Genomic DNA, 25,521 nt, shown 5'->3' on the forward strand with positions numbered 1-25,521 from the left:
ACATGTTTGCCTCCGTGCTGGAGCGGAACATCGACGCTCTGCGGGGCAAGCGTGCAGAGGAAGAGAGAAAGGCCAGTCTTCAGGACCGGATTGCCCAGGCCATCACCCGCTTCAGCGGCAGCATGGCCTTCGTCTACGTGCATCTTGCCTTGGTTGGCGGGTGGGTCACGGCTAATCTCGGGATCATTCCCGGTGTTCCGGTCTTCGACCCGACCTTCGTGATCCTCGCGACCTTCGCGTCGGTGGAGGCGATTTTCCTGTCCACATTCGTCCTGATCAGCCAGAATCGCGCATCCGCAGAAGCGGACCGTCGCTCCGAACTCGACCTTCAGACCAACCTCCTCTCGGAACATGAGATCACGCGGCTTCTGACCCTGACCCGCGCCATCGCCGAGCATCTGGGCATCAAGGAAGCCAACGACCCAACTCTGGAGGAGCTGGAACAGCATGTGGCACCGGAGAAGGTGCTCGACAGACTGACGGAAGACGACGAGAACGGCTCGTCCTGACGAGGCGCCTCAAGGAGATCAGACTATCGTGGGAAATGGTGGGCGGTGAGGGGTTCGAACCCCCGACCTGCGGTGTGTAAAACCGATGCTCTACCAGCTGAGCTAACCGCCCGACAGGCCTGACATAAAAACAGAAGGCCAACAACGCAAGCGTCGTTGGCCTTCTTCGTAAGCGAACACCGCTAAAAAGCGCTTACTTCGTGTTGACGGCGTCCTTCAGGCCAGCGCCTGCACGGAACTTGGGGGTCTTGGAAGCCGGAACCTTGACCTTCTCGCCGGTGCGCGGGTTGCGCGCCTCGCCGGCGGCGCGGTTGGTCACCACGAACGTGCCGAAACCGACGATCTTCACCTCGTCGCCCTTCTTCAGAGCGCCGGTGATCGCCTCGATGGCGGCGTCGATCACGTCACCAGCCTGGCCACGCGAAAGGCCCACCTTGTCGGCGACGGCCGCAACGAGCTCGCCTTTATTCATGTCAAATCCTCCAGTGATCACGGCAGCCGCAAAGGAAATGGTCCACCGTTTCAGGGATCACCCGTTTGGCGCAAAGCTTGTCCGTAAGCAACCCCGAAGTGACTGAAATAAGACGTTTTTTGGCACTCTTTATCAAAAAAGAAGCCCCCGAACTCACATCCGGGGGCTCCTGCCGTTACGTCAAGTCAAGGCTTTAGTGAGCCACAACTCCGGTCGAGTCATCCTCGACAGCAGGCTTAGGCGTCGTCTTGAGAACCGAGGCCTCGTCCCACTCGATCGGCTCGGGCATGCGCACGAGAGCATGCTGGAGCACCTGATCCATCATGGAGACCGGGACGATCTCCATGCCGTTCTTCACGCTCGCCGGAATATCGACCAGGTCTTTGGCGTTCTCCTCGGGGATCAGGACCTTCTTGATGCCACCGCGAAGGGCCGCCAGAAGCTTCTCCTTCAGACCGCCGATGGGCAGCACCCTACCCCGCAAGGTCACCTCGCCCGTCATGGCGATATCGCGGCGGACCGGGATGCTCGTGATCACGGACACGATAGCGGTCGCCATGGCGATACCGGCCGAGGGACCATCCTTGGGCGTCGCGCCTTCCGGCACGTGCACGTGGATGTCGCGGCGGTCGAACATGGGCGGCTCGACGCCGAAATCGAGGGCCCGGGAGCGGACATAGGACGCCGCAGCCGAGATCGATTCCTTCATCACGTCACGCAAGTTGCCCGTGACGGTCATCTTGCCCTTGCCCGGCATCATGATGCCTTCGATGGTCAGCAACTCGCCTCCCACCTCGGTCCAAGCCAGACCCGTGACCGCGCCGACCATGTCCTCGGTCTCGGCCTCGCCGTAGCGGTAGCGCGGGGGTCCAAGGAATTCCGGCAGGTTGTCGGTCGTGACCTCCACCGACTTGACCTTGGAGATCAGGATCTCCTTCACGGCCTTGCGGATGAGGTTGGCCAACTCGCGCTCGAGGTTACGCACGCCCGCCTCGCGGGTGTAGCGGCGGATCAGCATGAGGAGGGCCTCATCGCCGATCTTCCACTCCTTCTCCGCCAAGCCATGCTTTTTAATGGATGACGGGATCAGGTGGGTGCGGGCGATCTCGGCCTTCTCTTCTTCCGTGTAACCCGCGATGCGGATCACTTCCATACGGTCGAGAAGCGGGCCGGGAATGTTGAGCGTATTGGCCGTCGTCACGAACATCACGTTGGACAGGTCATAATCGACCTCCAGGTAATGGTCGTTGAAGGTCGAGTTCTGCTCAGGGTCGAGAACCTCCAGCAGGGCCGCCGACGGGTCGCCGCGGAAGTCCATGCCCATCTTGTCGATCTCGTCGAGCAGGATGAGCGGGTTGGACGTCTTGGCCTTGCGCATCGACTGGACGATCTTGCCGGGCATCGAGCCGATATAGGTCCGGCGGTGGCCGCGGATCTCCGACTCGTCACGGACGCCGCCGAGCGACATGCGCACGAACTCGCGGCCCGTGGCCTTGGCGATCGACTTGCCGAGCGAGGTCTTGCCCACGCCGGGAGGACCGACGAGGCAGAGGATCGGGCCCGTGAGCTTGTTGGCGCGCTGCTGCACGGCCAGGTACTCGACGATGCGTTCCTTGACCTTCTCAAGACCGTAATGATCCGAATCGAGCAGATCCTGCGCGGCCTTCAGGTCCTTCTTCATCTTCGAGCGGCGATTCCACGGAATCCCGAGCAGCCAGTCGAGATAGTTGCGCACGACGGTCGCTTCCGCCGACATAGGCGACATCTGGCGGAGCTTCTTGAGCTCGCCCATCGCCTTCTCGCGGGCTTCCTTCGTGAACTTGGTCTTCTCGATCTTCTCCTCGAGCTCGGCCAGCTCGTCGCGACCTTCGTCGTCGCCGAGCTCCTTCTGGATCGCCTTCATCTGCTCGTTGAGGTAGTACTCGCGCTGCGTCTTCTCCATCTGACGCTTCACGCGGGTGCGGATCCGCTTCTCGACCTGGAGAACCGAGATTTCGCTCTCCATCATGCCGAGCACCTTCTCCAGGCGCTGGGCAACCGTCGGCGTCTCCAGAATCGCCTGCTTGTCGGCGATCTTGATGGCCAAATGCGAAGCGATAGTGTCGGCGAGCTTGGCGGGCTCGTCGATCTGGGTCACCGCGGTCACGACCTCCGGCGACACCTTCTTGTTGAGCTTCACGTAGTTCTCGAACTCGGATACCACGGAGCGGGCAAGCGCCTCGGCCTCCACCTGGTCGCCAAGCGCGTCCGGCAGGGCCTCGGCCTCAGCCTCGTAATATTCGTCCGTGCGGGTATAGGTCTTCACGTTGGCCCGGCTCGCGCCCTCAACCAGCACCTTCACGGTGCCGTCGGGCAGCTTCAGAAGCTGGAGCACGTTGGCCAGGGTACCGACCTTGTAGATCGCTTCCGTTGCCGGATCGTCATCCGTCGCATCGATCTGGGTTGCCAGAAGGATATGACGATCCCCCTTGACCACCTCCTCAAGCGCGCGGATCGACTTTTCGCGGCCGACGAAGAGCGGCACGATCATATGCGGAAAGACAACAATGTCGCGCAGAGGCAGAACCGCATAGGTTCCGGTCGAGCCTGGAACAACAGGCTGACGTGGCTTCGATTGTGTCATGAGGTGACTTCCTTTTGACTGCGCCCGAAAATCCCCTCACATGAGCTGGACTTCAGACGGATAACCGGATTGCTCAGGCTCTTCTTATGGGCTGCATCCGGTACGCCGGGCCCTCCCTCGGGAGATGAGCGGACAGCTCCGGCGCAAGAGATAATGTGGCGTTGCGGGCCCTTCCTTTCAAGAAGTTGGCCCGCAACGGATAGCTTCATAGGGAACCCTCGAACGCCTTAGGCGCTGGCGCTCGCGGCCTGATCGTTGCGCTCGCCATGGATGAAGAGCGGCTTGGCTTTGCCCTCCACCACCTCGGGCCCGATCACCACCTGCTCGACGGAATCGAGCCCCGGCAGGTCATACATGGTCTCCAGCAGGATGCCTTCCATGATGGAACGCAGGCCGCGGGCGCCCGTCTTGCGCTCGATCGCCTTCTTGGCGATGATGGTCAGGGCCTCGTCCTGGAAGGTCAGCTGGACGTTCTCCATCTCGAAGAGGCGCTGGTACTGCTTCACCAGGGCATTCTTCGGCTCCTGCAGAATGGTCTTCAGGGCGTCGACGTCGAGGTCTTCCAGCGTCGCCAGGACCGGCAGACGGCCGACGAACTCGGGGATCAGACCGAATTTCAGCAGATCCTCGGGCTCCACCTCACGGAAGATCTCGCCCGTCCGGCGGTCGTCAGGGGAGCTCACGGAGGCCGCGAAGCCGATGGACGTGCCCTTGCCACGGCTGGCGATGATCCGCTCGAGGCCCGCGAAGGCACCGCCGCAGATGAACAGGATGTTCGTGGTGTCGACCTGCAGGAACTCCTGCTGCGGGTGCTTGCGGCCGCCCTGCGGAGGCACGGAGGCGACGGTGCCTTCCATGATCTTCAGGAGCGCCTGCTGCACGCCCTCGCCCGAGACGTCGCGGGTGATCGAGGGGTTGTCCGACTTGCGGGAGATCTTATCGATCTCGTCGATATAGACGATGCCGCGCTGCGCCCGCTCGACATTGTAGTCGGAGGCCTGGAGCAGCTTGAGGATGATGTTCTCCACGTCCTCACCGACATAGCCTGCCTCGGTCAGGGTCGTGGCGTCCGCCATGGTGAACGGCACATCCAGGATCCGGGCCAGGGTCTGGGCCAGCAGGGTCTTGCCCGAGCCGGTGGGACCGATCAGCAGGATGTTGGACTTGGCCAGCTCGACGTCGTTGTGCTTCGTCGCGTGTGCCAAGCGCTTGTAATGGTTATGGACCGCTACCGAGAGCACCTTCTTGGCGTGCTCCTGGCCGATCACGTAATCGTCCAGAACGCGGCTGATTTCCTTCGGGGTCGGAACCCCGTCGCGGGACTTCACGAGAGACGATTTCGACTCCTCGCGGATGATGTCCATGCAGAGCTCGACGCATTCATCGCAGATGAAAACCGTCGGGCCAGCGATCAGCTTGCGAACCTCGTGCTGGCTCTTGCCGCAAAAGGAGCAGTACAGCGTGCTCTTGGAGTCGTTGCCGCCAGCCTTGGTCATTATCACATCTCCAATCCGCACCGGGACGGCCCTTCCGGCCCAGCACTTCTTCTAAGTTTATGAGCGACGGGCCTAACGAAAGGTTCCGTCGCTAAGAATTGAACGATCAAATCGCCACGTGTTCCGAATCCACATGCAATCACGTGCAGAGTACGGGATCAATAGAAACGGAATTGCACGCCAAAAAGACGCACCCTGGAGGAATTTGTCCCCAGGATTTAAGGGTTAGACCGGAGTGGCAGCCGGCTCGGGGCGCTTGGCGATCACTTGGTCGATCAGGCCGAACTCCTGGGCAGCCTCGGCGGTCATGAAGTTATCGCGCTCCAGTGCCCGTTCGATGGCCTCATAGGGCTGGCTCGTATGCTGGACGTAGATCTCGTTCAGCCGGCGCTTGAGGGCCTCGCTCTCGCGGGCGTGGATCATGATGTCGGTGACTTGGCCCTGGTAGCCGCCGGACGGCTGGTGGACCATGATGCGGGCGTTCGGGAGGGCGAAGCGCATGCCCTTCTCGCCTGCGGTCAGCAGGAGGGAGCCCATGGAGGCTGCCTGGCCGACGCAGAGGGTCGAGACCGGGCAACGGATGAACTGCATGGTGTCGTAAATCGACAGACCCGAGGTCACCACGCCGCCGGGCGAGTTGATGTAGAAGGAGATTTCCTTCTTCGGGTTCTCGGCCTCGAGGAACAGAAGCTGCGCCACGATCAGCGAGGCCGAGTAGTCTTCGACAGGGCCCGTGAGGAAGATAATCCGTTCGCGCAGGAGGCGCGAATAGATGTCGAACGCGCGTTCGCCGCGGTTCGACTGCTCAACCACCATCGGGACGAGCGTATTGTTAAAGAGCGCTACCGGATCTCTCATTGTCTCACTGCTCCAGTTCGGCCGCGCAGATTCGCGGCCGTCCAATTCATGCAAGCAACGAGACGCTTAAGGGAGCGTTACTCGCCCTTGCCGGATTTCTCTCCGTCATCGTCCTCGTCGCTGAAGAGCGCGTCCTTGGAGACGGTCTCTTCGTTCACCTTCACCTGGGACAGGATCTGGTCGACGACCTTCTCTTCGAACAGAGGAGCCCGGATTTCAGCTAGGGCCTGCGGGTTCTTTTGGTAGAACTCCCAAACCTGGCGCTCCTGGCCGGGGTACTGACGGACCCGCTCGATGAGGGCCTGAGTCACCTCGTCGTCGGAGATCTTGATATCGGACTTCTCACCGATCTGTGCAAGGACCAACCCGAGACGCACACGACGTTCGGCAATCTTGCGGTACTCGGCCTTGGCCTCGTCCTCGGTGGTTTCCTCATCCTCGAACGTGCGGTTGTTCGACTTCATGTCGCCCATGACCTGCGACCACACGGCCGCGAACTCCTGCTCGACCAGGGTCGGCGGCAGTTCGAAGCTGTACTTGGCGTCCAGGGCGTCCAGGAGGTCTTTCTTGACCTTGCGGCGGGACTGGGTGTCGAAATCCTTGCGGATTGCGTCGCGGATCGCGTCCTTGAGCTTGTCCAGGGACTCCATGCCGAAGCCCTTGGCCATCTCATCGTCGATCTTCAGCTCGCCGGGAGCCTCGACTTCCTTCACGGTTACGTCGAACTCAGCGTCCTTGCCGGCCAGATGAGCGGCCATGTAGTTCACCGGGAAGGCGACCTTCACGAGCTTGGTGTCGCCCGCCTTGAGGCCGAGAAGCTGGTCCTCGAAGCCCGGGATGAAGGTGTTGGAGCCGAGCTCGACCCGGATGTCCTGGCCGTTGCCGCCCTCGAACTCGGTGCCGTCGATGCGGCCCACGAAGTCCACGACCACGCGGTCGCCGGACACCGCCTCGCCGTCCTTCGTGTCGAAGGAGCGGTTCTGCTTGGCCATGCGCTCGAGCGATTCGGTGATCTCGGCGTCGGTGATCTCGGCCACCGGCTTCGTGACGGCCACGTCCGACAGGTCAGCCAGTTCGAAGTCCGGCAGGACCTCGAGGGCCACGGTGAAGGCCAGGTCGCCCTTGGCGTCCATGGCCTTCTCGACCTCTTCCTGGCTCTCGGGGAACTGGACCTGAGGCTCGTTGGCGAGCTTCAGGCTGTTGTCCTCGACAATCTTGCGGTTGGCTTCGTTGACGGCGTTCTGCATGACGTCGGCCATGACGGAGCGGCCATAGACCTTGCGCAGATGCCCCATCGGCACTTTGCCCGGGCGGAACCCGTTGAGCCGAACCCGGTCCTTCAGGGTCGACAATTCGCTGTTCAGGCGCTCTTCCAACTCGGTGGCCGGGAGCACGACCTTGAACTCTCGCTTCAAGCCTTGGGACAGTGTTTCCGTCACCTGCATGGTATTATTCGCCTTCATCCACTCGAATATGAATCTCAAATCCAGGCTCCGGTCGATGCGGCGTCATGCCGTCACCTGAGCCGCTCAGAGCCTCCGGATCCAACCCTGACGGGATTGGTGCGGGCGGAGGGACTCGAACCCCCACAACTTGCGTCGCTGGAACCTAAATCCAGTGCGTCTACCAATTCCGCCACGCCCGCGCGGGAGCGGCGCGCGAACGCGCCCCTCTTCCGGGACGCGGCTCTATAGCATGGTTGAGAAAGCGTGCATCAAAAAAAGTTCGTGTCCGGCCAGTTGGCAACCAAACTTGGCCGTTCACGTTCAACGCTGTACCCGTAACGATACCTTCGAGCCATTCGCGAGCCATCCCATGATTACCCGCCGCGCCGTCACCGCCGGCCTCGCCACCTCCCTGACCGGGCTTCCCCGCGCAGGCTGGGCTCAGGAGGCAGGCTCCTCCGTCCAGGAGTTCACGGCAGCCCCCAACAAGCTGCGGCTCCGCCCGGATGCGAGCGGCGAGGTCGAGGCCTGGACCTTCAACGGCTCGCTTGCTCCCGTCATGCGGATCAGGCAGGGCGCCGAGCTGCGCCTGAGACTGCGGAACGACACCACCCTGCCCCTGTCCCTGCACTTCCACGGGGTTCGCGGCCCGAACGCCATGGATGGCGTGGGAGGCCTAACCCAGGAGCCGATAGCACCCGGCCATTCCTACGAATACCGCCTCACTCCGCCCGATTCCGGTATATTCCTGATCCGCCCCTGCGTGCTGGGCAGCAGCGCCGAGCCTCAGGAGCGCGGCCTTTCGGGACTGCTGATCGTGGAGGAGGCCAATCCCCCGCAGATTGACCAGGATCAAGACCTCGCCTTGCTGGTCGACGACTGGGGCTTGAACAACGACGGCTCACTCGCGCCTTTTGAAAAGTCGGCGGAAGCCGCCCCCGCTGGACGGCTTGGGAGTTGGCTCAGCGTGAACGGCAAGCCAACGCCGCAACGGATCGAGGCGCCTCCCGGCGGACGCTTGCGGCTGCGGCTCGCCAATGCCTGCAACGCCCGCGCCATGCGCCTGCGCTTCGATGGGCTGAAGGCTTATGTGATCGCCATCGACGGGCAGCCGACCAGCACCTTCGAGCCGCTGCGCGCCTCCCTGCCCTTCGCGCCCGGCACCCGCTACGACCTGCTCGTGGACCTTGCCCCCGAGGCTGGAACGACCGGCGCCGTCATGGCCCTGATCGGCGACGGCCTTCCGCTCCTCGAAATTGCGACCGCCGGCGAAATGCGCCCGGCCCTGCCCGCCGTCGCCCCGCTGCCGGCGAACACGAAGCTGCCGGACACGATCAAGCTGCAGAACGCCACCCGCAAGGATGTGATGATCAAGGGCGATCCGAAGACGCCGAACGCCCCATGGACCATCAACGGAGCCGCAGGTCAGCCGAAGGGTACCCCGCTCGTGAAAGTAAAGCGCGGCAGCCCCGTGGTGTTGACGCTCATGAACCAGACCGCCTTCATGCAGCCGCTCCATCTGCACGGCCACAGCGTCCGGCTGTTGCACGCCCTGGACGACGGTTGGGAGCCCTATTGGCTCGATACCATCCAAGTGCCGGAGAACAAGACGACTCGCATCGCTTTCGTGGCGGACAATCCCGGCAAGTGGCTTCTGGCCTCGACCGTTGCGGAGCGGTTCGATGCGGGCCTGTGGACTTGGATCGAGGTTACCTGAGCAGGTCCCGCAGCACCCCCGGCACCAACTCCGCCAGATCCTCGGCGATCAGCCCCGGGCCAAAGCCCGCCCCTGCCTCTGCATGGATCCAGACCCCAGCGCAGGCTGCTTCAAAGGCAGGTACGCCTTGCGCCATTAAGCCTGCGATAAGACCGCAGAGCGTATCGCCCGATCCTGCAGTTGCCAGATATGGCGTGCCGTTCTCGTTGATCGCGGCGCGACCGTCAGGAGCGGCGATGACCGTATCGGGCCCCTTGAGCACCAGCACCGCGCCTGTGTAAATGGCAGCCCGACGGGCCCGCTCTAGTTTCGACTCGGGATCAAGGAGATCCGTGTGTTCCTTGAACAATCTGTTGAACTCGCCATCGTGAGGAGTGAGCACCGTCGGCGCATACCGGAAGGCTCCGTGCAGCTCGGAGGCGAGCCCCTCGAAGGAGGTCAGCGCATCGGCATCCAGCACCAGGCTGCGCCGGGCATGGACCGCAACGGCCACCATGGCGCGGGTGCCCGCATGAATACCGAGCGCCGGGCCGAGCACCAGGGCGTTGAAGCGCGGATCCTGCAGAATCGTATTGAGTCCTTCCGGCCCGTCACAGCCTCGCAGCATGATGGCGGTGAGATGGGCCGCGTTGACTCCGAGCGCCTCCGGCGGCGAGGCCACCGTCACCAGCCCGGAGCCGATCCGCAGGGCCGCTCTCGCCGCCAGCCGGGCCGCGCCAGTCCGGGTTGCGCCGCCGGAAGCGACCAGCGTGTGACCGCGCTCATATTTGTGGGAGGAGAGCCCAGGCCTCGGCAGCAAATGATTCCAGAGGGCCGGACCATTGGCGAAAAGCGTGCCGCCCTTGGCTTCCAGCGCCTTGCGGCCGATCCCGATATCCGCCACCTCGACCGGGCCGCAATAGGCCCGCCCCGGCATCAGCAGATGGCAAGGCTTGCGGGCCGCGAAGGTCACGGTCCGAGCGGCTTTGACCGCCACTCCCCGCACCTCCCCGGTGTCGCCGTCAATGCCGGAGGGTAGGTCCACCACGAGAATCGGCCGTCCCGATGCGTTCATGCGCTCGACAGTAAGACGCGCAGCCCCTTCAAGATCGCGCGTGAGACCGGTGCCGAAGAGCGCGTCGATGATGACATCGGCCTCGCGGAAAGAGAGGTCCTCGACTCGCCCGACCTCACCCTTCCAGTCCTTGGCAGCCTCGGCAGCGTCACCTGTCAGCCGATCGGGAGCACCCAAAAGGCCGAGGCTCACGCGGTAGCTCCTCTCAGCCAGAAGGGCCGCCGCAACGAAGCCGTCGCCGCCGTTCTGCCCTGGCCCCGCTGCCACGACGACCCTGCCCCCTGGAGAGGCTAATTTTTCGGCACCATCCGCCACAGCGCGTCCGGCTCGCCGCATAAGTTCGATCCCCGGAATCCCGCTTTCGATCGTCTCCCGATCGGCTTGCTTCATTTCATGGGGTGTCAGAACGAGTTCAGGGGCTGTCATGGGAGCAAAATGGAGCCGTTTTGGAGGATTTGGCGAGGTTTATCGCAACTGCACAACTTTTGAGCAGAAGATGCTCAGCAGGGCAGCAGAATGGGCGACTTTGACTCGACGGGGCCATGGAAGGCTCCTCCCTGCTGGTGCTAAAAGCAGCAAAACCTCGAACGAGAACGGTTGAACGGGATGAAGAAGATCGAAGCCATCATCAAGCCCTTCAAGCTCGATGAAGTCAAAGAAGCTCTCCAGGAAGTCGGCCTTCAGGGCATCACCGTCATCGAAGCCAAGGGCTTCGGCCGCCAGAAGGGCCATACCGAGCTCTATCGCGGCGCCGAGTATGTCGTCGACTTCCTGCCTAAGGTGAAGCTCGAGATCGTCCTCAACGACGACATGGCGGACGCCGCCATCGAGGCCATCCGCAAGGCGGCCCAGACGGGCCGCATCGGCGATGGCAAGATTTTCGTTTCGACGGTCGAAGAGGCCGTTCGTATCCGCACGGGCGAGACCGGATCCGACGCGATCTAATCTCGCTTTTCCAAGCCAAGGCCTGAAGGCCAAGGACTACTCTCAAGGGCAGAAGAGGACTTAACGACCATGCAGACCGCCAAGGATGTGCTCAAGGCGATCAAGGACAACGACGTTCAGTACGTCGATTTCCGTTTCACGGACCCGCGCGGCAAGTGGCAGCACGTGACCTTCGACGTGTCGATGGTCGATGAGGACATGTTCGCCGACGGCATCATGTTCGACGGCTCGTCCATCGCCGGCTGGAAGGCGATCAACGAGTCCGACATGACCCTCATGCCCGACCCGACGACGGCCCAGATGGATCCGTTCTTCGCGGCCTCCACCATGTCGATCAACTGCGACATTCTCGAGCCCGCCACCGGCGAGCCCTACAACCGCGATCCGCGCGGCATTGCCAAGAAGGCCGAGGCCTATCTCAAGTCCACGGGCATCGCCGATACGGTCTATGTCGGTCCCGAGGCCGAGTTCTTCATCTTCGACGACGTGAAGTTCATGGCCGACCCCTACAACACCGGCTTCAAGCTCGACTCCGCCGAGCTGCCGATCAACGGCGACACTCCTTACGAGGGCGGCAACCTCGGTCACCGTATTCCGACCAAGGGCGGCTACTTCCCGGTTCCCCCGCTCGACTCCGCTCAGGACATGCGCAGCGAGATGCTCGCGGCCATGAAGGCCATGGGCGTCACCGTCGAGAAGCATCACCACGAGGTGGCCTCCGCCCAGCATGAGCTCGGCACGAAGTTCAACACGCTCGTGAAGACGGCCGACGAGATGCAGATCTACAAGTACTGCATCCACAACGTCGCTCATTCCTACGGCAAGACCGCGACCTTCATGCCGAAGCCAGTCTATGGCGACAACGGCTCGGGCATGCACGTGCACCAGTCCCTCTGGAAGGGCGGCAAGCCGCTGTTCGCGGGCAACAAGTATGCCGACCTGTCCCAGGAGTGCCTGTGGTACATCGGCGGCATCATCAAGCACGCCAAGGCGCTCAACGCCTTCACCAACCCGTCGACGAACTCCTACAAGCGTCTTGTTCCGGGCTACGAGGCTCCGGTGCTGCTGGCCTACTCGGCCCGCAACCGCTCGGCCTCTTGCCGTATTCCGTGGACGACCTCGCCGAAGGCCAAGCGCGTCGAGATCCGCTTCCCCGACCCGACCGCCAACCCGTACCTCGCCTTTTCGGCGATCATGATGGCCGGTCTCGACGGCATCCTGAACAAGATCGACCCCGGCCCGGCCATGGATAAGGATCTCTACGATCTGCCGCCGCGCGAGCTGAAGAAGATCCCGACCGTCTGCGGTAGCTTGCGCGAAGCGCTGGCCAGCGTCGACAAGGACCGCGGGTTCCTCAAGGCCGGTGGCGTCTTCAACGACGACTTCATCGACAGCTACATCGAGCTGAAGATGGCCGAGGTCGCCCGGTTCGAGATGACCCCGCACCCGGTCGAGTTCCAGATGTACTACTCTGTGTAACGGATCACCTTTCCTCCCGGCTGTGGATTCGCAGCCTTCCTTCGCCGGAGCCTTTTGGCTCCGGCTTTTTTGTTTTTTCAGGAGCTCAAGCTTGGCCTGGAGACCAGAAGTGTCTCCTGGAGGAGAACGGTTGGTTCTGCTCTGAATTATTCGACCCGAGGTGAGCAGGCGATTGTTCACGCCATGAACCGAGAAGCCAATCACTTCAGGGGAGGTTGAACCATGAAAAGCTTTGTGATTGCGACGTGGCCGCCGTCGACCTGCTGGCTGCCGTCCCGGCTGGCGCTCAGACCCCGGTGAGCACGACGACCACCGAGACGACGGGATCGTCACAATCGCTCCCGAGAAGTGCGCAGTCATCCGCCAGCAGCTCGGCTCCACGGCACCGGTGACTATCAAGGAGCGAGTGACCGTCGGCACGACGGTTCCGGGGAACTACGGTCCATCCCTGAGCCCATCGTCTCGGATATTCCGTCCGTGAAGGGCTACCGCTACTTCGTCTATAACGACGACGTCGTTCCGATGAACTCGTAGACCCGCAAGGTCGTGATGATCGTCGAGTAGTTTTCGACTTGCAGACAAACGAAAAAGGCCCGGGTTTCCCCGGGCCTTTTCTGTATCGCCGAAGCGACAGGTCTTAGTAGGTGCCGAAGCGGAAGTTCAGACCGGCGCGGACCACACCGAAGTCGGTCTCGCCGTCGAAGCCGGCGAAGTCGAAGTCGTTGTCGTTCTCGAGGTTGACGTACAGACCTTCGAGCTTGACCGACAGGTTGTTGGTGAAGGCGTACTCGACACCACCACCAGCCGTCCAGCCCGTGGCATCGTCAGCGAAGGCGAAGCCGCCCGTGCCGTAGATGAGGGCTTGGCCGAAAGCCACACCGGCGCGGGCACGCACCGTGCCGAACCAGTCGCTGGACTCGAGCACGCCGTCCTCATCGCCGTCGCGGTCGAAGTCGAAAGCGCCTTCACGGCCGAAGTCGGCGTACTGGATGTCGCCTTCGAGACCGACCACGAACGAGCCGATCTGGTAGTTGTAGCCAACCTGGGCGCCGCCGACGAAGCCGCCGTCGTCCTCATCGTCCGCGAAATCGACGGCGTCGAAGTCGTCGTTCGACCAGCCGTAGCCGGCGTTCACACCGACGTAGAAGCCGGTCCAGGTGAAGATCGGAGCAGCAGCAATGATCGGAGCCGGAGCGCGGCGGGAAGGAAGGTCAGCGGCGACAGCGCCGGTGGCGAGGCCGAGAAGAGCAACCGAAGAGAGGAGAATCTTTTTCATTGGTTAGGTCCGTCTGTTAGAAGGATGTGGCAGAGCTTCTAGCTCAGACCTGACGCTTCGTCTGTCACTTTCCTGCCACAGTCCAAATCCCAACAGTGATTTTGCCAAACTCTTGCCTGTCCAGCCTGTGATTTTCATACCATCGGGGCGAGAGCAAGTGCCTGCCTGGCTCGCCTGGATATTACTGAAAATATAGCTTTATCAGTAGCTTATCTTGAAATAGATTTTGGCTTTTCGTGGCATGAACAACCAGTAACCAATCATTGACCATGATTGCGAGGAGCTCCGCAAGCGGCAGGCGAAATCGTGGTTAATCCTTGTTCAGCCACAATCTCAAAGCCCGAGTCACCCGTTCGGGCTGCTCCAAGGTCGATAGATGTCCCGACTCAGGCACGACGACCAGGGATGCCCACTCGATCATCTCGGCCATTTCCCTTGCGATCTCAGGCGGCATGATGGCATCCCCCTCCCCAACGAGCACCAGTGTTGGAACCTCGATGCCTGGAAGGTTCGGGCGCGAGTCGGCGCGTGCCATGATCGCGCGCTGCTGGCGGATATAGGCCTCCGCTCCCGTCTCCCGCATCATGCCGATGACCACCTCCTGCAAATCCTGATCGGCTTGACGGTCGGAATGGACAAGGCGCGGCCAGAGCCTGGAATGAATGTCCTCGAAGCGGCCAGCCTGAGCCAAGGCAATGAGCCGCTCGCGATCCTGGCTCGCCTCCACCGAGTCCGGGCGGGCACTCGTGTCGAGCAGGGCCAGCCGCGCCACCCGTTCCGGCGCCTGCCGCATCACCTCCAGGGCAATGTACCCGCCCATCGAGAGCCCGGCGACGGCGAAACGCTCAGGCGCCTCACGCAAGAGGCGGGCCGCGATGGCCGGAATCGAATCATCGCGGGTATGATCCGCGACCAGGATCGTGCGCTCGGACCCCAGAGCGGCAACCTGCGGCTCGAAGAGGCGGGAGGTGCAGGCCAGACCGGGAATCAAAACGAGTGTTTCGGCCATCAAATGTTCCTCAAGGATCCCTCGGCAAGTTCGCCTGGATTGACAAGCGCATAGCTTCTCTTATGGTCCGGCCACTCCTTAATCTTGAGCAAGAGCCTCAGGTGAAACCAGTTTCGCGCCTGTTTGTTGCCGTAGAGCGCGGCCGGCACTGTAGAGCGCGCCCAGCCCCAACGGTAATGAGAATTCATGTCCTTCGCCGAACTCGGACTTAGCGAGAAAGTTCAACAGGCCGTATCCAGCGCAGGCTATACGGAGCCGACGCCGATCCAAGCTCAGGCCATTCCCCACGTGCTCGCCCGCCGGGACGTGCTGGGCATCGCCCAGACCGGCACAGGCAAGACAGCGGCCTTTACCCTGCCGATGCTTACCCTGCTGGAGACGGGCCGTGCCCGGGCCCGCATGCCGCGCACGCTCATCCTCGAGCCGACGCGCGAACTCGCCGCCCAGGTTGAGGACAACTTCGACAAGTACGGCATCAATCACCGGCTTTCCGTTGCCCTCCTCATCGGCGGCATGTCCTTCGGCGATCAGGATGCCAAGATCACCCGGGGCGTCGATGTGCTGATCGCGACCCCCGGCCGCCTGCTCGATCACTTCGAGCGCGGCAAGCTCCTGCTCACAGGGGTCGAGCTCCTCGTTATCGACGAGGCCGACCGCATGCTGGACATGGGCTTCATCCCGGATATCGAGCGCATCGTGAAGCTTGTGCCCTTTACCCGGCAGACCCTGTTCTTCTCGGCGACCATGCCGCCGGAGATTCAGCGCCTTGCCGACGCCTTCCTTCACAACCCGGTCAAGGTGGAGGTAGCCCGCGCCGCCTCGACGGCTTCGACGATTACCCAGCGCCTTGTGTCGACGGGCCGCGAGGATTTCGAGAAGCGCGAGACCCTGCGCGACCTGATCCGCAACGCTACGGATCTGCAGAACGCTATCGTCTTCTGCAATCGCAAGCGCGATGTGGCCACTCTTCACCGCTCCCTGCAGAAGCACGGTTTTGCGGCGGCTGCGCTCCATGGCGACATGGATCAGCACGCCCGCATGGCGGCTCTCGACAGCTTCCGCACCGGCGAAATGCCCATCCTGGTAGCGAGCGATGTGGCTGCCCGTGGCCTGGACATCCCGGCGGTCAGCCATGTGTTCAACTACGACATTCCGCACCACGCCGAGGATTACGTTCACCGCATCGGCCGCACGGGCCGGGCCGGACGCTCAGGTCAGTCCTTCACGCTCGTGGGTCCGGGCGATGAGAAGTCTCTCACGGCTATCGAGAAGCTGATCGGCCAACCGGTCGAATGGCAAGGCCCGACACTCGCAGAGCGTCCGCAATCAGAGGGCTCCTCCCGCCGTCGCGGTGGGCGTGGTGAGCGCGGTGAACGGGGCGAGGAACGGTCCCGTGGCCGCAAGGTCAAGGTACGGTCCTCGGAACGATCCCAGGAGCCTGCTGAAGCAGCACGAGAAGAAGCTCCGGTCCCACGCTCGGCTCCGGCTCCACGCTCGGCTCCGGCTCCGCGAGAGGAGCAGCCGAATCGCCCTCCCCGGCGTGACCGGGACAGGCCTGAGCGCGACCAGGCGGCGGACCGTGGCTATCAGGATCGCTCCAGGCGGGAGGATGACGACGAGCGCGTCGTCGGCCTCGGCGATCACGTTCCGGCATTCCTCATGCGGCCGGTGACAGTCAAAAAGGCTAAGTAGCGGGCTCAGACGCAGTCTTCCGAGGTCTCTTCGAGGCTTTCCTGGCCGCAGCCGCCTTGGTGTTTTTGCGGACTTTGGCACGACGGGCCGCGCCTAGAGCCATGATCGCGAAGTCACGCGCTTCGTCGGGATCATCCAGGGCCGATTCCGGCATGAGCCAGTAGCTGGTGAGGGTCGTGCGGCCACCCCGCATCGCGACTGTGAAGGGCCGGGAGCCCAGCTCCTGGAGAACCTTGACGCTGTCCTCGTCCACCTTGAGGTACAGCTCACCGCCGGTTTCCAAAGCGAACATCAGCTCGCCCTGGTAGATCCCCTGCCCGCCGAACATCCGACGAATCTGAACAGGACCGAAGCCGCGGAAGATCTCGCGAATGGCCTCGGCGTCCATGCCTTACTCCGCCGACTGCAATGTGTTCGGCGTCGCGGGCGTGATGGCGACGGATTCGCCGCAGCCGCAGGCCGAGGTCTGGTTAGGGTTGTTGAAGACGAACTGGGACGACATCTTGCTCGTCTGAAAGTCCATCTCGGTGCCGAGCAGGAACAGCACAGCCTTGGGATCGATGAGTACGGTCACGCCTTTGTCCTCGACCACCTCGTCGAGAGAGTTGACGCTTTCCGCATATTCCATCGTGTAGGACATGCCGGCGCAGCCGCCATTCTTCACGCCGACGCGCACGCCGACAATGGGACGGTCCGCCTTACTGATGATGTCCTTGACGCGGTTTGACGCCGCGTCGGTCAAGGTGACGACCTTGAAGCCGGGTAGAGCCATAAGCCTTCTCTCCTGACAGCCGGGTTCAAGGCCCGGGCAGAACGAGTTCACATGATGAATAGATAAGGGGTCAAAGGCCAAACGTCGAGACCAATGAGGGCTGCCCCAACGGCTGAGGTCGATCATATCGGAAGAATCATCCCGAAAAACCATGCCGATCACAGGAGAGCCGATGCCGCATCACATGCCGCTGATATCCACCATCGTCGTCGGTCTCGTCATGGCATTTGCTCTAGGCGCACTTGCTCATCGGTTCCGGATTTCTCCTCTCGTCGGATATCTGCTGGCTGGCGTGCTCGCCGGTCCCTTTACCCCCGGCTACGTAGCGGATCAGGGTCTCGCCAACCAGTTGGCGGAAATCGGCGTGATTCTGCTGATGTTCGGCGTTGGTCTTCATTTCTCGCTGAAAGATCTTCTCTCCGTCCGCGCTATCGCCATTCCGGGCGCCGTCGTGCAGATCGCAAGCGCGACGGCTCTGGGCATGGGCCTGGCCTGGCTGATGGGGTGGAGCATCAGCGGGGGCCTCGTCTTCGGCCTAGCTCTCTCGGTGGCCAGTACGGTTGTGCTGCTGCGGGCGCTGCAGGAGCGCCGCCTTGTTGAGACCGAACGCGGCCACATCGCCGTCGGCTGGCTGATCGTCGAAGATCTGGCCATGGTGCTAACGCTGGTGCTGCTGCCGGCCTTCGCAGGTACGACCTCAGGCACATCGGCTGATCTCGAATCCATCGCGATCTCGCTGGGTCTCACCCTCGGCAAAGTCATTGCCTTCGTGGCCGTCATGCTGATCGTGGGGCGCCGGGTCATCCCATGGATCCTCCACTATGTGGCGCATACCGGTTCACGGGAGCTCTTCCGCTTGGCCGTCCTGGCTATTGCCCTAGGGGCTGCTTTCGGGGCGGCGGAACTGTTCGGCGTGTCCTTCGCGCTCGGAGCCTTCTTCGCCGGCATGGTGCTGAGTGAGTCGGAACTCAGCCATCAGGCTGCTTCCGAGACCCTACCCCTGCGGGACGCTTTCGCGGTTCTGTTCTTCGTCTCGGTCGGCATGCTGTTCGACCCGATGATCCTGATCAACGATTTCGGCCCGGTCGTTGCGACCTTCTTGATCATCGTCGTAGGCAAGTCGCTGGCGGCCTTCGCCATCGTCAGGCTTTTCGGCCACCCCAACTCGACCGCGTTCACCATCGCTGCAAGCCTCGCTCAAATCGGCGAGTTTTCCTTCATTCTCGCAGGCTTGGGCGTCGGTCTTCGGATCCTGCCTGAGGAGGGGCGAGACCTCATACTTGCTGGCGCGATCCTGTCGATCCTGATGAATCCGTTTCTTTTCACGCTGCTGGATCGGTGGTTTGCAAAGCGGGAAACCATCAGAGCACAGGCGAAGGCTGATGCTGTCGCAGCCGAGAAGGAAGCACTTGCAGCGGAGAAGGCGGCCGCGGACGCCGCGCGCGAGCCACTCCCCGTTACGTCTCTCACCGATCACGTGGTCCTCGTCGGTCATGGCCGGGTCGGCAAGTACATCAGCCGCAAGATGGCGTCGATCGGGGCTCCCCTCCTCGTCATCGAGACCAACAAGGAACAGGTTGCCGACCTGCAGAACGATGGCCTTGAAGTCATCGTCGGCAATGCGGCCGATCCGGAAGTCGCTGCGGCTGCCAACATCGGGCAGGCCCGTTGCCTCCTGGTAGCCATTCCCGACGCGTTCGAGAGCGGCCAGGTCGTCGAGCAGGCCCGCAGGATCAACCCTGATCTGCCGATCATCGTGCGTGCCCACTCCTTCGCTCAGGAGGAGCATTTGATGAAATACGGCGCGACCAGGATCGTTATGGGTGAGCAGGAAATCGCCCGCGCCATGGTCGCCACGGTGCCCGACGCTCCACGCGAACCGGTGCTGTCGTCGGTCGAGGAAGCGGATGACATCTTGGACGGCGATCAAGACGAAACGGGGCCGAGCCGCGATCTGGTGAAGTCGTCAGCGCACGTGCTCCGGGCGGAAGCCGATGCCGACAATGCGGGCGGGGATACGCCGAAACAGGGGCCATTGCGCCAGCCGGCGGACGAGCCAGGGCGGTGAGACGGGCGCCTTGCTGTTGAGAACCGGCGTAATAAGTCGGTTTTGGAGCAGCACCTGAAGCCTTTGGGTCATCCGTGTCGGCCATTCGCGTCGGCTCTGCACAAGAGCGAGTTGCTCAGGCTCTACAGCACCGCGCTTAAGATGGGGTCCGAGTATATTGGCCGTTGCGACCGCATCCTGGATCGCAAGATTGATACCCACCCCGCCTGCGGGCGACATGGCATGGGCCGCATCGCCGATGCAGAGCAGCCCCGGCTTGTACCATTGCTTTAGCCGATCGACCGCGACCGTCAGAAGCTTGATATCGTCCCAGGATTGCAGCTCCTCGAGGCGATCCGCCAGAAAGGGAGCAACCCTCGCGAGCTTCGCGCGGAAGGCCGGCAACCCCTCCTGCCTGAGGCGCTCCAGCGAGCCCTTCGAGATCAGGTAGGCGCATTGCCAATAGTCGCCCCGGTCGATCATCACCAGCATCTGCCCGGCTTCGATGCGCCCGAGCAGCTGGCTCGGATCGCCGGGGTGCTTCGATACCCGCATCCAGAGCACATCCATGGGCGCACCGATATCCAGCACCTCAAGGCCAGCCTTCTCACGCACGACGGAGCGACGGCCATCGGCAGCCACCAGGAGATCTGCCCGCACCTCAAGAGGACCCTCGGGTGTGGAAACTCGCACACCCGTCACCCTACCCTGCTCCTCGATTAGGTCCGTCACCTCTGCCTGCATCCGCAGCTTAAAGTGAGGATACTCGTTGGCGTGATCGGCCAGGAAGTCGAGGAACTCCCATTGCGGCATGAAGGCGATGAACTTGCAGCGGGTCGGCAGATGCGAGAAGTCGCCGAGCGTCAGCGGCACGCCGCCGACCACAAGGCTCACCGTCTGCGTCCGTTGGTGCGGCCGGGCCAGGAACTCGTCGAGCAGCCCGAGTTCGTGCATGACCTCAAGGGTCGACGGGTGGATGGTGTCGCCGCGAAAATCGCGCAGGAAGTCCGCATGTTTTTCGAGGACCAGCACCTCGACGTCCTGCAGCGCCAGCAGAAACCCGAGCATCATCCCGGCAGGTCCACCTCCGACGATGCAGCAGCGAACGTGGAGGGTTTCAGGAGCTTGAGGCATGCTTATCAATATCTCCTGCAGATGCTTGCCGATGCCATCAGTCGCCTTGCGACCATAGCCGCTCCCTCCATGTCCAAAATGGGGGCTCTTTCGGGCAGTGGCTCAGGCGACGCCCTATTGCATCACAGAAATCGGGCGCAGGAAACGGGTCGGAACCCGAGGTGAAGTTTGAGATCCCAGGTCTGAGCAATCGGCTCGATTGTAGAAGGAACTCACCTGTGACGACATTGAAGAACAAAACTGCCATTGTGACTGGCGCCAGCTCAGGCATCGGCTACGCAACGGCCCGGCTGTTCGCACGCGAAGGTGCAAACGTCATCGTCACCGCACGGCGTTCGGATGCTTTGAACATCCTGGTCTCCGAGATCGAGGCGGAAGGCGGGCGCGCCGTTGCCGTGGCAGGCAGTATCAAGGATGAGGAGCTGGCTCACCAACTCGTCGAGACAGCCATCCACCATTTCGGTGGCCTCGACATCGCCTTTAATAATGCCGGTATGAATGGCGAGATGGGGCCGACACCGGGCGTTTCGCTCGCAGGATGGAACGAGACTCTCGCGGTCAATCTCACGGCGGCCTTTCTGGGTGCCAAGTACCAGATCCCGGCGATGCTCGACCGCGGAGGTGGCTCCGTGATCTTCACCTCGACCTTCGTCGGCTACACGGCAGGATTCCCCGGGGCAGCCTCCTACGCTGCCAGCAAGTCGGGGCTGATCGGCCTCACCCAGTCTCTCGCCAGTGAATTCGGCCCACGGGGCGTCCGCGTCAACGCCTTACTGCCAGGCGGCACGGACACGCCTTTGGCCGAAGCCTGGATCAGCACGCCCGAAGCAAAGGCGTTTGTCGAGGGCCTCTACGCCCTGAAGCGGATTGCCCGGCCTGAGGAGATCGCCCGGTCGGCGCTTTACCTTGCCTCCGACGCATCGAGCTTCACGACGGGCACGGCGCTCCTCGTCGACGGAGGCGTGTCCATCAACCGGACGTGACCCGCCGGCAGGGATTAAATTGACCTCCTCGTCATCCCCGGACTTGTTCCGGGGATCCACGTCTTGAAGGCTCCAAAACGTGGATGGCCGGGACGAGCCCGGCCATGACGCAAATGAGCGATATGATCCGTCGACGCCCTCACCACATATCCAGCGCAACCCGCGCCTCATCGGACATGCGGCTCTGGTCCCACGGCGGGTCGAAGACCATGTTGACCTTGACGCTCTGGACGCCCTGCACCGTGGCGACGGCGTTCTCGACCCATCCCGGCATCTCGCCGGCCACGGGGCAGCCAGGCGCCGTCAGGGTCATGTCGATGGCGACATTGCGATCGTCATCGATGTCGACGCGGTAGATCAGGCCGAGCTCGTAGATGTCGGACGGGATCTCGGGGTCATAGACGGTCTTCAGGGCCGCGATGATGTCGTCCGTCATGCGGTCGAGCTCTTCAGGCGGGATCGCGGAGCCAGGGGACACCTGCAGCGCGTTGGATGGGGATTGGTCGTTCACAGGTTCATCCTTCAAGCAAACAGGGTTTCCGCCTTCTGCAGGGCGTCCGCCAACTTATCGACTTCTTGCATGGTATTGTAGAGGCCAAACGAGGCCCGGCAGGTCGATGTCGCCCCAAAGCGCTCCAGCAGCGGCATGGCGCAATGGGTGCCGGCCCGCACGGCCACGCCCTGCCGATCGATCACAGTGGCAACGTCATGGGCATGGGCACCCTTCATCTCGAAGGCGATGATCGCGCCTTTGCCTTTGGCCCGGCCGATGATGCGCACCGAGTTCATGGCCCCCAGGCGCTCATGGGCATAGGCCGAGAGCGCCGCCTCATGAGCCTGAATGTTCTCCCGGCCGAGCTCCATCATGAAGCGGAGCGCCGCATCAAGGCCGATGGCCTCGATGATCGGTGGTGTGCCCGCCTCGAAACGGTGCGGTGGGTCGTTGTAGGTGATCGCGTCCTGGCGTACCTCGCGGATCATCTCGCCGCCGCCCTGGTAGGGCGGCATCTTCTCGAGCCATTCGCGCTTGCCATAGAGGACGCCGATCCCCGTCGGTCCGTAGACCTTGTGGCCGGTGAAGACGTAGAAATCCGCATCGAGGTCGCGCACGTCCACCTGGAGATGCACCGCGCCTTGCGCGCCATCCACGAGCACCGGGACGCCATGCGCATGGGCAATGCGGATGATCTCCTTGATCGGCGTCACGGTGCCGAGCACGTTGGACATGTGGGTGATGGCCACGATCTTGGTGCGGGGCGAAAAAAGCTTCTCGAACTCCTCGACGAGGAAGTTGCCCTCATCGTCCACCAGCGCCCACTTGATCACCGCACCCTTGCGTTCGCGCAGCAGGTGCCAGGGCACGATGTTGGAATGGTGCTCCATGATGGAGAGGATGATCTCGTCCCCCTCCCCGATATTCATGCGCCCGAAGGAATCCGCCACCAGGTTGTAGGCTTCCGTGGCCGACTTGGTGAAGACGATCTCGTCGATGGACCCGGCGTTGAGGAACTCCCGTACCGTCTCGCGAGCGCGTTCGAACCCCTCCGTCGCCACATTCGCCATGTGGTGCAGGCCGCGGTGAACGTTGGCGTAGCCCGTCTCCATGGTGTTGACCATGGCGTCGATCACTGCCCGCGGCTTCTGGGCCGAGGCGGCGCTGTCGAGATAGACAAGCGGCTTGCCATAGACTTGGCTCGCCAGAATCGGGAACTCCGCCCGGACGGCTTCGATGTCGTATGGCTTCACTTGCATGTTCATCGGCCTAACCGTTTCTCTACCGTCATGGCCGGGCCTGTCCCGACCATCCAGGTCTTCCCACATCGGCGCGAAGCAAAGACGTGGATGCCCGGCACAAGGCCGGGCATGACGAGGAGGGTTATGCTCGCGCCTTCAACCAGCCCTCGACCGTGCCGATGAGCGCCTCGCGGGCGGTCTCGTTCTCGACGAACTCCAGGGCCTCGCCCAGGAAGGCCTGGACCAGGAGGCTTTCGGCCTCCTTCTTCGGCAGGCCGCGGGCCATGAGGTAGAACAGGAGATCCTCGTCGAGCTGGCCGCAGGTAGCGCCGTGGGCGCACTGCACGTCGTCGGCGAAGATCTCAAGCTCCGGCTTGTTGTTCATGGAGCCGCCCTCCTCCAGGAGGAGCGCCGCCGACATCATGCGGCCGTCGGTCTTCTGGGCGTGATGCGGAACGATGATCTTGCCCTGGAAGACGCCGGTGGCCTCGTTGTCGATGACGGTCTTGAACAACTCGCGGCTCTCGCAATGGGGCGCCGCGTGCTCGACCACCAGCGTCGAGTCCGCGTGCTGAAGGCCCTTCAGCATGGTTGCGCCATTGACGCGCAGGTTGGTGTTCTCGCCGTCCAGAATCGTGAAGACCTGGTGTCGCGAGGTCGCGGAACCCGCCACTACGTTGATGCTGTTGAACATCGCGTCCCCGCCGATCTTGACGGCAAGCGTGGAGAGAGCCAGTGCCTTGTCGCCCTCGGCGTTGACCCGCACGTGCTGCACGTTGGTGCGGTCGCCCGCGATCATCTCCACCACATCGTTCGGCTGGTGGTTGGCGCCGTCGGTGCTCTCGTGCGTTTCGAGCAGAGTCACCGAGGCGCCCTCCTCCACGACCACAAGGATGCGGGTGGCGGTGGCAACGGCCGAAGCCGCAGAGGTGACGAAACGCAGGTGCACCGGCGTCCCGACCGGACCGGCGATCCGGATCATCACCCCGTCGGCCATAAAGGACGTGTTGAGCTGATAGACCGGGTTGTCGCTCGCCCATTTCACGGGGCTGAGCTTCGCGAGCCAGTCGTGGTTGTCGGCGAGCGCCTCCGTCAGCGGCACGATCTCGACATTCTCGGGCAGATTGTGGAAGTCCACCGCCTCGCGCACGAAGTGGCCGTTCACGAATGACACCTGCAGCGCTTCGACACCCGCAAGCGCCTTCGCGCCGGCCAGGGCCGCCCTCGCCTCGTCCGCGGGAGGAATGCCGGCGAAAGGCGCGATTTCACGCATCATGGCGCGAAGGTCGGTGTACTTGAATTCCTCCACCCGGCGGTGAGGCAAGCCCCGCTGGGTGAATTGCTCGAAGGCCTGGGCGCGCGACTCGGCCTGACCCGGCAGGCTCGTCTTCGCGCTCTCGAAAGCCTGCGCCAGCGCGGTTTCCGCCGGCGTCTTCATGAGGGTGACATCAGCCATGTTAAGCGGCCTCACTGTCCCGGTAATCGGCATATCCGTTGGCCTCGAGCTCGATCGCCAGTTCCTTGCCGCCCGACTTCACGATGCGGCCGGACGACATCACGTGCACCGTGTCGGGCACAATGTGGTTGAGCAGGCGCTGATAGTGAGTGATGACCAGGAAGGCGCGGTCGGACGAACGGAGCGCATTCACACCCTCGGACACGATGCGTAGGGCATCGATGTCGAGGCCTGAATCGGTCTCGTCCAGGATGCAGAAGGATGGCTGAAGCAGCGCCATCTGCAGGATCTCCATGCGCTTCTTCTCACCCCCGGAGAAGCCGACGTTCAGCGCGCGCTTGAGCATGTCCTTCGGGATTTCGAGCTGTGTGGCAACAGCGTTCACGCGCTTGATGAAGTCCGGGGTGGTCAGCTCCGCTTCACCGCGGGCCTTGCGCTGGGCGTTAAGGGTGGCCTTCAGGAAGGTCATCGAGGCGACGCCGGGAATCTCCAGCGGGTACTGGAACGCCAGAAAAATGCCGGCAGCGGCGCGCTGGTCGGGCTCCATCTCCAGCACGTTCTCTCCGTTGAGCAGGATCTCGCCGTCGAGGACTTCATAGTCCTCCTTGCCTGCGATCACATAGGACAGGGTCGACTTGCCGGAGCCGTTCGGGCCCATGATGGCAGCCACCTCGCCCTTGTTCACGGTGAGGTTGAGGCCGTTGAGAATGCGTTTGTCCTCGATTTGGACAACCAGGTTCTTGATTTCGAGCATCTTACAATTCCATTCACGTCATCCCGGACGGCTGAAAGCCGATCCGGGATCGTTATCCGAGTTAAA

Annotated in this window: 22 protein-coding genes and 2 tRNA genes; 7 read left to right on the forward strand and 17 right to left on the reverse strand. The window is 62.6% G+C overall.

Annotated elements, in window-relative coordinates; genetic code table 11:
• Positions 1-2: 2 nt before the first annotated feature.
• Positions 3-509, forward strand: coding sequence for a DUF1003 domain-containing protein (locus VB618_RS16345; RefSeq protein WP_329797866.1), 507 nt, complete (start codon positions 3-5; stop codon positions 507-509).
• Between the two features lie 36 nt (positions 510-545).
• On the opposite strand, the gene VB618_RS16350 is transcribed toward VB618_RS16345, so the two are convergent.
• The 7 genes from VB618_RS16350 to VB618_RS16380 form a co-directional block, all read right to left on the reverse strand.
• Positions 546-621 (reverse strand) — tRNA-Val (locus tag VB618_RS16350).
• Between the two features lie 81 nt (positions 622-702).
• Positions 703-981 (reverse strand): HU family DNA-binding protein, encoded by a 279-nt coding sequence (locus tag VB618_RS16355; RefSeq protein ID WP_329797785.1) that lies wholly within the window; start codon positions 979-981, stop codon positions 703-705.
• Between the two features lie 193 nt (positions 982-1,174).
• A complete protein-coding gene (gene lon / locus VB618_RS16360) occupies positions 1,175-3,604 on the reverse strand; it encodes an endopeptidase La (protein WP_329797786.1) in 2,430 nt (809 codons plus the stop codon).
• Positions 3,605-3,831: 227 nt separating this feature from the next.
• Complete coding sequence (gene clpX / locus VB618_RS16365) at positions 3,832-5,100, reverse strand: ATP-dependent Clp protease ATP-binding subunit ClpX (RefSeq protein WP_329797787.1); 1,269 nt, start codon at positions 5,098-5,100, stop codon at positions 3,832-3,834.
• A 225-nt stretch (positions 5,101-5,325) separates the two neighbouring features.
• Positions 5,326-5,958 carry an ATP-dependent Clp protease proteolytic subunit gene (locus VB618_RS16370; protein ID WP_329797788.1) on the reverse strand — a complete coding sequence of 211 codons (633 nt, stop codon included), beginning with the start codon at positions 5,956-5,958 and terminating at the stop codon, positions 5,326-5,328.
• A 77-nt stretch (positions 5,959-6,035) separates the two neighbouring features.
• On the reverse strand, positions 6,036-7,403 hold the full coding sequence (gene tig, locus VB618_RS16375; protein WP_329797868.1) for a trigger factor: 1,368 nt from the start codon (positions 7,401-7,403) through the stop codon (positions 6,036-6,038).
• A 115-nt stretch (positions 7,404-7,518) separates the two neighbouring features.
• Positions 7,519-7,603: transfer RNA gene (locus VB618_RS16380), tRNA-Leu, on the reverse strand.
• 170 nt (positions 7,604-7,773) lie between these two features.
• Here VB618_RS16380 and VB618_RS16385 point away from each other — a divergent pair.
• Complete coding sequence (locus tag VB618_RS16385; protein WP_329797789.1) at positions 7,774-9,120, forward strand: multicopper oxidase family protein; 1,347 nt, start codon at positions 7,774-7,776, stop codon at positions 9,118-9,120.
• Here the strand turns inward: VB618_RS16385 and VB618_RS16390 are convergent.
• Positions 9,113-10,600 carry an NAD(P)H-hydrate dehydratase gene (locus VB618_RS16390; RefSeq protein ID WP_329797790.1) on the reverse strand — a complete coding sequence of 496 codons (1,488 nt, stop codon included), beginning with the start codon at positions 10,598-10,600 and terminating at the stop codon, positions 9,113-9,115. The genes VB618_RS16385 and VB618_RS16390 overlap by 8 nt on opposite strands.
• 180 nt (positions 10,601-10,780) lie before the next feature.
• Here VB618_RS16390 and VB618_RS16395 point away from each other — a divergent pair, with 180 nt between their 5' ends.
• Together VB618_RS16395 and glnA are read left to right on the forward strand one after the other, a co-directional pair.
• A complete protein-coding gene (locus VB618_RS16395) occupies positions 10,781-11,119 on the forward strand; it encodes a P-II family nitrogen regulator (protein ID WP_036352735.1) in 339 nt (112 codons plus the stop codon).
• Positions 11,120-11,188: 69 nt separating this feature from the next.
• Positions 11,189-12,598 (forward strand): type I glutamate--ammonia ligase, encoded by a 1,410-nt coding sequence (gene glnA / locus VB618_RS16400; RefSeq protein ID WP_329797791.1) that lies wholly within the window; start codon positions 11,189-11,191, stop codon positions 12,596-12,598.
• A 637-nt stretch (positions 12,599-13,235) separates the two neighbouring features.
• Here glnA and VB618_RS16405 read toward each other — a convergent pair.
• Both VB618_RS16405 and VB618_RS16410 read right to left on the reverse strand, forming a co-directional pair.
• Positions 13,236-13,874: an outer membrane protein gene (locus tag VB618_RS16405; RefSeq protein ID WP_329797792.1), complete on the reverse strand. Its 639-nt coding sequence runs from the start codon at positions 13,872-13,874 to the stop codon at positions 13,236-13,238.
• A gap of 310 nt (positions 13,875-14,184) precedes the next feature.
• Positions 14,185-14,883 (reverse strand): alpha/beta fold hydrolase, encoded by a 699-nt coding sequence (locus VB618_RS16410; protein ID WP_329797793.1) that lies wholly within the window; start codon positions 14,881-14,883, stop codon positions 14,185-14,187.
• A gap of 186 nt (positions 14,884-15,069) precedes the next feature.
• Between VB618_RS16410 and VB618_RS16415 the strand changes: the two genes are divergently transcribed.
• Positions 15,070-16,575, forward strand: a complete 1,506-nt coding sequence (locus tag VB618_RS16415; RefSeq protein ID WP_329797794.1) for a DEAD/DEAH box helicase — start codon at positions 15,070-15,072, stop codon at positions 16,573-16,575.
• Here the strand turns inward: VB618_RS16415 and VB618_RS16420 are convergent.
• Positions 16,568-16,963 carry a TfoX/Sxy family protein gene (locus VB618_RS16420; protein WP_329797795.1) on the reverse strand — a complete coding sequence of 132 codons (396 nt, stop codon included), beginning with the start codon at positions 16,961-16,963 and terminating at the stop codon, positions 16,568-16,570. The two genes, VB618_RS16415 and VB618_RS16420, sit on opposite strands and share 8 nt — an antisense overlap.
• 3 nt (positions 16,964-16,966) lie before the next feature.
• Positions 16,967-17,347, reverse strand: coding sequence for a HesB/IscA family protein (locus VB618_RS16425; protein ID WP_329797796.1), 381 nt, complete (start codon positions 17,345-17,347; stop codon positions 16,967-16,969).
• 172 nt (positions 17,348-17,519) lie between these two features.
• Here VB618_RS16425 and ybaL point away from each other — a divergent pair, with 172 nt between their 5' ends.
• A complete protein-coding gene (gene ybaL, locus VB618_RS16430) occupies positions 17,520-19,415 on the forward strand; it encodes a YbaL family putative K(+) efflux transporter (RefSeq protein WP_329797869.1) in 1,896 nt (631 codons plus the stop codon).
• On the opposite strand, the gene VB618_RS16435 is transcribed toward ybaL, so the two are convergent.
• Positions 19,314-20,528, reverse strand: coding sequence for an FAD-dependent oxidoreductase (locus tag VB618_RS16435; protein ID WP_329797798.1), 1,215 nt, complete (start codon positions 20,526-20,528; stop codon positions 19,314-19,316). The two genes, ybaL and VB618_RS16435, sit on opposite strands and share 102 nt — an antisense overlap.
• A 218-nt stretch (positions 20,529-20,746) precedes the next feature.
• On the opposite strand from VB618_RS16435, the gene VB618_RS16440 reads away from it, so the two are divergent.
• On the forward strand, positions 20,747-21,511 hold the full coding sequence (locus VB618_RS16440) for an SDR family oxidoreductase (RefSeq protein WP_329797799.1): 765 nt from the start codon (positions 20,747-20,749) through the stop codon (positions 21,509-21,511).
• Between the two features lie 139 nt (positions 21,512-21,650).
• Here the strand turns inward: VB618_RS16440 and VB618_RS16445 are convergent, their stop codons facing one another.
• The 4 genes from VB618_RS16445 to sufC all read right to left on the reverse strand — a co-directional run bounded on the left by VB618_RS16445 (position 21,651) and on the right by sufC (position 25,455).
• Positions 21,651-21,947 carry an SUF system Fe-S cluster assembly protein gene (locus tag VB618_RS16445; protein ID WP_329797870.1) on the reverse strand — a complete coding sequence of 99 codons (297 nt, stop codon included), beginning with the start codon at positions 21,945-21,947 and terminating at the stop codon, positions 21,651-21,653.
• An 86-nt stretch (positions 21,948-22,033) separates the two neighbouring features.
• Positions 22,034-23,269, reverse strand: coding sequence for a cysteine desulfurase (locus VB618_RS16450; protein WP_329797800.1), 1,236 nt, complete (start codon positions 23,267-23,269; stop codon positions 22,034-22,036).
• A gap of 118 nt (positions 23,270-23,387) precedes the next feature.
• On the reverse strand, positions 23,388-24,701 hold the full coding sequence (gene sufD / locus VB618_RS16455; RefSeq protein WP_329797801.1) for a Fe-S cluster assembly protein SufD: 1,314 nt from the start codon (positions 24,699-24,701) through the stop codon (positions 23,388-23,390).
• Between the two features lies 1 nt (position 24,702).
• Positions 24,703-25,455, reverse strand: coding sequence for a Fe-S cluster assembly ATPase SufC (gene sufC, locus VB618_RS16460; protein WP_329797802.1), 753 nt, complete (start codon positions 25,453-25,455; stop codon positions 24,703-24,705).
• Positions 25,456-25,521: the final 66 nt, after the last annotated feature.

The sequence above is a fragment of the Microvirga sp. CF3062 genome (assembly GCF_036314045.1).
Lineage (GTDB): Bacteria > Pseudomonadota > Alphaproteobacteria > Rhizobiales > Beijerinckiaceae > Microvirga.

What these genes read in the sequence shown, in the direction of transcription:
- VB618_RS16390 (WP_329797790.1), bottom strand. Translation starts at nt 10,600, where the DNA reads ATGACAGCCCCTGAACTCGTTCTGACACCCCATGAAATGAAGCAAGCC.
- VB618_RS16385 (WP_329797789.1), top strand. Translation starts at nt 7,774, where the DNA reads ATGATTACCCGCCGCGCCGTCACCGCCGGCCTCGCCACCTCCCTGACC.
- VB618_RS16355 (WP_329797785.1), bottom strand. Translation starts at nt 981, where the DNA reads ATGAATAAAGGCGAGCTCGTTGCGGCCGTCGCCGACAAGGTGGGCCTT.
- VB618_RS16420 (WP_329797795.1), bottom strand. Translation starts at nt 16,963, where the DNA reads ATGGACGCCGAGGCCATTCGCGAGATCTTCCGCGGCTTCGGTCCTGTT.
- sufD (WP_329797801.1), bottom strand. Translation starts at nt 24,701, where the DNA reads ATGGCTGATGTCACCCTCATGAAGACGCCGGCGGAAACCGCGCTGGCG.
- ybaL (WP_329797869.1), top strand. Translation starts at nt 17,520, where the DNA reads ATGCCGCATCACATGCCGCTGATATCCACCATCGTCGTCGGTCTCGTC.
- tig (WP_329797868.1), bottom strand. Translation starts at nt 7,403, where the DNA reads ATGCAGGTGACGGAAACACTGTCCCAAGGCTTGAAGCGAGAGTTCAAG.
- VB618_RS16445 (WP_329797870.1), bottom strand. Translation starts at nt 21,947, where the DNA reads ATGACGGACGACATCATCGCGGCCCTGAAGACCGTCTATGACCCCGAG.
- VB618_RS16425 (WP_329797796.1), bottom strand. Translation starts at nt 17,347, where the DNA reads ATGGCTCTACCCGGCTTCAAGGTCGTCACCTTGACCGACGCGGCGTCA.
- VB618_RS16395 (WP_036352735.1), top strand. Translation starts at nt 10,781, where the DNA reads ATGAAGAAGATCGAAGCCATCATCAAGCCCTTCAAGCTCGATGAAGTC.
- VB618_RS16405 (WP_329797792.1), bottom strand. Translation starts at nt 13,874, where the DNA reads ATGAAAAAGATTCTCCTCTCTTCGGTTGCTCTTCTCGGCCTCGCCACC.
- VB618_RS16415 (WP_329797794.1), top strand. Translation starts at nt 15,070, where the DNA reads ATGTCCTTCGCCGAACTCGGACTTAGCGAGAAAGTTCAACAGGCCGTA.
- glnA (WP_329797791.1), top strand. Translation starts at nt 11,189, where the DNA reads ATGCAGACCGCCAAGGATGTGCTCAAGGCGATCAAGGACAACGACGTT.
- VB618_RS16435 (WP_329797798.1), bottom strand. Translation starts at nt 20,528, where the DNA reads ATGCCTCAAGCTCCTGAAACCCTCCACGTTCGCTGCTGCATCGTCGGA.
- VB618_RS16370 (WP_329797788.1), bottom strand. Translation starts at nt 5,958, where the DNA reads ATGAGAGATCCGGTAGCGCTCTTTAACAATACGCTCGTCCCGATGGTG.
- VB618_RS16410 (WP_329797793.1), bottom strand. Translation starts at nt 14,883, where the DNA reads ATGGCCGAAACACTCGTTTTGATTCCCGGTCTGGCCTGCACCTCCCGC.
- VB618_RS16450 (WP_329797800.1), bottom strand. Translation starts at nt 23,269, where the DNA reads ATGAACATGCAAGTGAAGCCATACGACATCGAAGCCGTCCGGGCGGAG.
- lon (WP_329797786.1), bottom strand. Translation starts at nt 3,604, where the DNA reads ATGACACAATCGAAGCCACGTCAGCCTGTTGTTCCAGGCTCGACCGGA.
- VB618_RS16345 (WP_329797866.1), top strand. Translation starts at nt 3, where the DNA reads ATGTTTGCCTCCGTGCTGGAGCGGAACATCGACGCTCTGCGGGGCAAG.
- clpX (WP_329797787.1), bottom strand. Translation starts at nt 5,100, where the DNA reads ATGACCAAGGCTGGCGGCAACGACTCCAAGAGCACGCTGTACTGCTCC.
- sufC (WP_329797802.1), bottom strand. Translation starts at nt 25,455, where the DNA reads ATGCTCGAAATCAAGAACCTGGTTGTCCAAATCGAGGACAAACGCATT.